The following is a 4,203-nucleotide window of genomic DNA, read 5'->3' as shown; positions in this document are numbered from 1 at the left end:
CGCCTGCCGTACGGCAGGCGGCCGGTACCGGTCGACGTCGAGCGCCCTCCCCACGGCCCCGGGCCGGCCGGGGAGGGCGCTCGTGCGTGCGTGCGTGGGTGCCGCATGAGGATTCCTCGTGTCGACAGGACCGGATCTCCGGACACCGAGCCGGACTGCCGGCTCCGGCGGGTCAGCCGTTCTCCGCGGGGCTGAGCCGGGAACCCGCCCGGTTCCTCGACCGAGGGACCCGGGGGAAGAACGGCTCTCGCGGTGGCCTCGATCCCGCTTGCGGCGGGCGCCGGGTACACGGCCGGGCGGCAGACACGGGTGGCGGACCCCGGGACGCCGGAATGACGATCCGCGGTCGGGTTCCTGGAACCCGGCTCTTCGATCCGGTGCCTCGTGCCGCGGCGATGTCTGCTCGTCGTGGTGCGGGTGACCGATGAATCCGGTACGCGGCCGCGGTCTGTCCCCGCGGTGGCCGTGCCGATGGACGGTCACGCCGCACATCACTGTCGGGCGAGCAGCCGATACGCGAGGAGTACCGTGATCATCATTGCCGGGAAGCTGTGGGTGGACGCCGCTGACCGCGGCGCCTATCTGGCCGGATGCTCGAGCATCGTCGAGCAGGCCCGGGGTGCCGTCGGGTGCCTCGATTTCGCTCTGTCGGCCGACTTGATCGAGCCGGGCCGGATCAACGTCTACGAGCGGTGGAGGACCGACGAGGATCTCGCACGCTTCCGTGGCGCGGGCCCGGAATCCGACCAGGCGGCTCAGATCCGCGACGCCGAGGTGAGCAAGTACCGGATCTCCGATGTCGAGGCCCCGTAGGCGTAGGCCGTGCCCCACCGGGACGGTCGGAACGGGCGGGGAGTGCGGCGGCGGTGACCGCCCCGACCGGAGGGCGTGTTCGGCTTCCTGACGAACGTCGCCCGGGCCTCGCCGGGCCCCGTCGTCGACGACGTCGCCCGGCGAGGCCCGCGCCGAGGGCCCGCACCCGGCCCCCGCCTCAGCGGCTCAGGGTCGTCTCCCGGCGCATGTGGGACAGCTTCTCCGGGTTGCGTACGGCGTAGAGGCCGGTGACGAGGCCGTCCTCGACGCGGACCGTCAGGACGGTGTCGAGTGCGCCGTCGACCCGCAGCAGCAGTGCGGGGCAGCCGTTGACCTGGGCGAACCGGAAAGACGAACCGGTGGGGATCCTGCCCGGGCCCGCGGCCAGCAGGCGGGCCACCTTGTCGGCGCCGACGATGGGCCGCAGCACTGCCTGCTTCACTCCGCCGCCGTCGCCCAGCAGGACGACGTCCGGCGCGAGGACGTCGAGCAGGCTCTGCAGGTCCCCCGTCTCGACCGCCTGCCGGAACGCGTCGAGCGCCTTGCGGGAGTCCGCCGACGACACGTGTCCGCGCGGCCGGCGCGCCGCCACATGAGCCCGTGCGCGGTGGGCGATCTGGCGGACCGCGGCCGGTTTCCGGTCGACGGCCTGCGCGATCTCGTCGTACTCCAGGGCGAACACCTCGCGCAGCACGAACACCGCCCGCTCCGTCGGCGCGAGCGTCTCCAGCACCAGCATCATCGCCGTCGAGACGCTGTCGGCCAGCTCCACGTCCTCGGCCACGTCGGGCGTGGTGAGCAGGGGCGCGGGCAGCCAGGAGCCCACGTAGGACTCCTTGCGGCGGCCGAGCGTACGCAGCCGGTTCAGCGCCTGGCGCGTGGTGATCCGGACCAGGTACGCCCGCCGGTCCCGCACCGAGGCGAGATCGACCCCCGACCACCGCAGCCAGGTCTCCTGCAGCACGTCCTCCGCGTCGGCGGCCGAGCCCAGCATCTCGTAGGCCACCGTGAACAGGAGATTGCGGTGGCCGACGAACGCCTCGGTGGCGGGATCGGTCCCCGCGCCGCCCGCGGGAGGCCCGCCCGTGTGCTCGTCCCGTCCGTCCTCCACCGCACGCTCCTTCGCTTCCGCACGCTCCATGCGCACGGGACACCGGTCCCCGCGGTCCTGTGACACCCGGCCGTCATGGCCTGCCTCACACGGTGGTTCCGTCACACCGGGCCGGCGGCCGGCGTCCCGTGTTCGTCCGATGCCACATCACCAGTGAGGACGAAGTCATGGAAACCCGGTTCGACCTGTTCGCCAACGAGATCGCGCTCAAGTTCGCCAAACGGTTCGCCGGTGCCGGCCTGGTGATCCAGCGCTCGCCGCTGCCCCGGTCCACGCAGGAGCTGGTGTCGCTGCGCGTCAGCCAGATCAACGGCTGCGGCCACTGCGTCGACCTGCATACGAAGGAGGCCGCGGCCGCCGGCGAGAGCGCGGTCCGGCTCCACCTGGTCGCCGCCTGGCGCGAGTCCACGGTGTTCACCGAGGCGGAGCGGGCCGCGCTGGCCCTCGCCGAAGAGGGCACCCGGCTCGGCGACGCCCACCACGGTGTGTCCGACGAGACCTGGGAGCGGGTGCGCAAGCACTACGACGACGACCGGACCGCGGCGCTGGTCGCCCTGGTCGCCCTGATCAACGCGGCCAACCGGTTCGCCGTGATCGTGCGTCAGAAGGGAGGCTCGTACGAGCCGGGCATGTTCGCCCATGTGCTCGACTGAACGGAGGGCGTCGAGCGGAAGCGGTGCGGGGCGGGCCGGGGTTCGTTCGCTCCCGGCCCGCCCGTAGGGGGTCGGGGAGGTCGAGGACGCTGCTCGTGGCCTGGAGGCGTCGTCCCCTTGAGCCGGTGGTCGTGCGGGATCGGCCGGCACGAGGGCCGGCACCGCCCGGTCGAGCGAGCGTGCCCGCTGGTTCGAGGGGACGACGGCCGCCCGCAGGTGGGCCTCCCCGTCCTGGCCGGGGGCAGTATGCCGCATGTGCGGGCGGCTTTCCTCGGCCCCCGGCCGGATGTGACCTCGACGGGTGCGATGCCGGGAGGCTCGTCCCCGTCCTGGGGGTGACGCACCGTCCCGAAGGCGTGAGCACTTTGGCCGGTGCTGTCCTGATGCCGCTCATCCGAGTGCCCGTGGGACACCTTTCCGCCGAATGCTCACGCCTTTCGGCAAGGCACCCGTTCTCCGGCCTCCCGTGGAGTCGGGTCCGGGGGGATCCCCTGCGGTACCCGGGGGACACCGCCCAGGTCATGGCGGTAGTCTCCGCCCGGACATCGTGTAGCTCTACTTAAAATTCCTACCCCTTACAGGTAAGTATCAGTAATGGATGCTGTCGGGGATAGGCGCCGTGCGGTCCGGGTACTCGAACAACCCGACCGAGAGGAGGCGGAACACCGTGAGCGCAACCATCGAGCAACCGCCGGTTCGCGACACGCGCAGTCGCGAAGGCCACGGCCGTGCCGGGTACGGCCACGCCGAACACGGCCGCGACGAGCACAGCGTGGGCGAACTCGTCGGGCAGGCCACCGAGCAGGTCTCCCGGCTGGTGCGGCAGGAAATGGCCCTGGCCAAGGTGGAGCTGGCCGAGAAGGGCCGCCGGGCCGGACGCGGCGGCGGCATGCTGGGCGCCGCGGGCGCCTTCGCCTACGCGGGCCTGCTGGCGACGGCCTTCACCGTGGGTGCGGCGCTCTCCCTCGTCCTGCCGGTGTGGGCGGCTGCGCTGATCGTCACGGCCGTGCTGTTCGTGGTCGCCGCCGTGCTGGCCGCGCTCGGCCGCGCCGAGCTGAAGAAGGCCACGCCGGCCGCTCCGGAACAGGCACTGGACAGCGTGAAGGCGGACGTGGAGGAGATCAAGGGGAGGGCACACCGATGACGCGGGACGTGAGCGGGGCGAACCCGCCCGCGAGGGCGGCGGGCTCCGGTTCCGGGGCCCACATCGAGCCCCGGATCGAGCAGGAGGCCGCCCGCGGGGCCAAGGGGCCCGACGAACTGCGGCGGGAGATCGAGCGCACCCGGCACGAACTCGGCGACACCGTCGAGGAGCTGGCCGGGAAGATGGACGTCAAGGGACAGGCACTGGCCCGCGTGGAGGACCTGCGCGACAAGGCCGGGGCGATGAGCGTGCAACTGCGGAGCAGCGCCACGCAGGCCCGGCTGGCCGGGACGCGGAAGCCGTGGCCGGTGATGGTCGCCGGAGGGACGGCGGCCGGCCTGGCGGCGACGGCCGGGATGGCGGTCCTGCGGCGGCGCGGGACGCACTGACCGCGGACCGGGGAGCGCGACGGCCGGGAAGCGCCGGGCGCGGGCCGGGGAGCGCCGCGGACCCGGCTGGGACGGACGGGCGCGCCGGGGGCG

5 protein-coding genes are annotated in these 4,203 nt (G+C 73.2%); 4 read left to right on the top strand and 1 reads right to left on the bottom strand.

Going from position 1 to position 4,203, the window contains the following annotated elements; all coding sequences use genetic code 11:
- The first annotated feature begins 528 nt into the window (after nucleotides 1–528).
- Entirely contained in the window at nucleotides 529–813 is a 285-nt protein-coding gene (locus tag AOK18_RS29580) for a putative quinol monooxygenase (RefSeq protein ID WP_055572475.1), read from the top strand.
- Nucleotides 814–991: 178 nt separating this feature from the next.
- Here the strand turns inward: AOK18_RS29580 and AOK18_RS29575 are convergent, their stop codons facing one another.
- Complete coding sequence (locus AOK18_RS29575) at nucleotides 992–1,954, bottom strand: RNA polymerase sigma-70 factor (protein ID WP_055572760.1); 963 nt, start codon at nucleotides 1,952–1,954, stop codon at nucleotides 992–994.
- 137 nt (nucleotides 1,955–2,091) lie between these two features.
- Between AOK18_RS29575 and AOK18_RS29570 the strand changes: the two genes are divergently transcribed.
- From AOK18_RS29570 to AOK18_RS35525, 3 genes are all read left to right on the top strand, one after another.
- Entirely contained in the window at nucleotides 2,092–2,577 is a 486-nt protein-coding gene (locus tag AOK18_RS29570; RefSeq protein ID WP_055696294.1) for a carboxymuconolactone decarboxylase family protein, read from the top strand.
- 667 nt (nucleotides 2,578–3,244) lie between these two features.
- A complete protein-coding gene (locus AOK18_RS29565; RefSeq protein WP_240503368.1) occupies nucleotides 3,245–3,721 on the top strand; it encodes a phage holin family protein in 477 nt (158 codons plus the stop codon).
- Nucleotides 3,718–4,110, top strand: a complete 393-nt coding sequence (locus tag AOK18_RS35525; protein WP_079039788.1) for a DUF3618 domain-containing protein — start codon at nucleotides 3,718–3,720, stop codon at nucleotides 4,108–4,110. The genes AOK18_RS29565 and AOK18_RS35525 overlap by 4 nt, the downstream gene beginning before the upstream one ends.
- The last annotated feature ends 93 nt before the right edge of the window (nucleotides 4,111–4,203 follow it).

The sequence above is a fragment of the Streptomyces prasinopilosus genome, from assembly GCF_001419695.1.
Lineage (GTDB): Bacteria > Actinomycetota > Actinomycetes > Streptomycetales > Streptomycetaceae > Streptomyces > Streptomyces prasinopilosus.
This window is presented reverse-complemented; position numbering and strand designations above follow the sequence as displayed.

Excerpts from the sequence above, each read along its gene's own strand:
- AOK18_RS29575 (WP_055572760.1), bottom strand. The coding sequence starts at position 1,954 with ATGGAGCGTGCGGAAGCGAAGGAGCGTGCGGTGGAGGACGGACGGGAC.
- AOK18_RS29570 (WP_055696294.1), top strand. The coding sequence starts at position 2,092 with ATGGAAACCCGGTTCGACCTGTTCGCCAACGAGATCGCGCTCAAGTTC.
- AOK18_RS35525 (WP_079039788.1), top strand. The coding sequence starts at position 3,718 with ATGACGCGGGACGTGAGCGGGGCGAACCCGCCCGCGAGGGCGGCGGGC.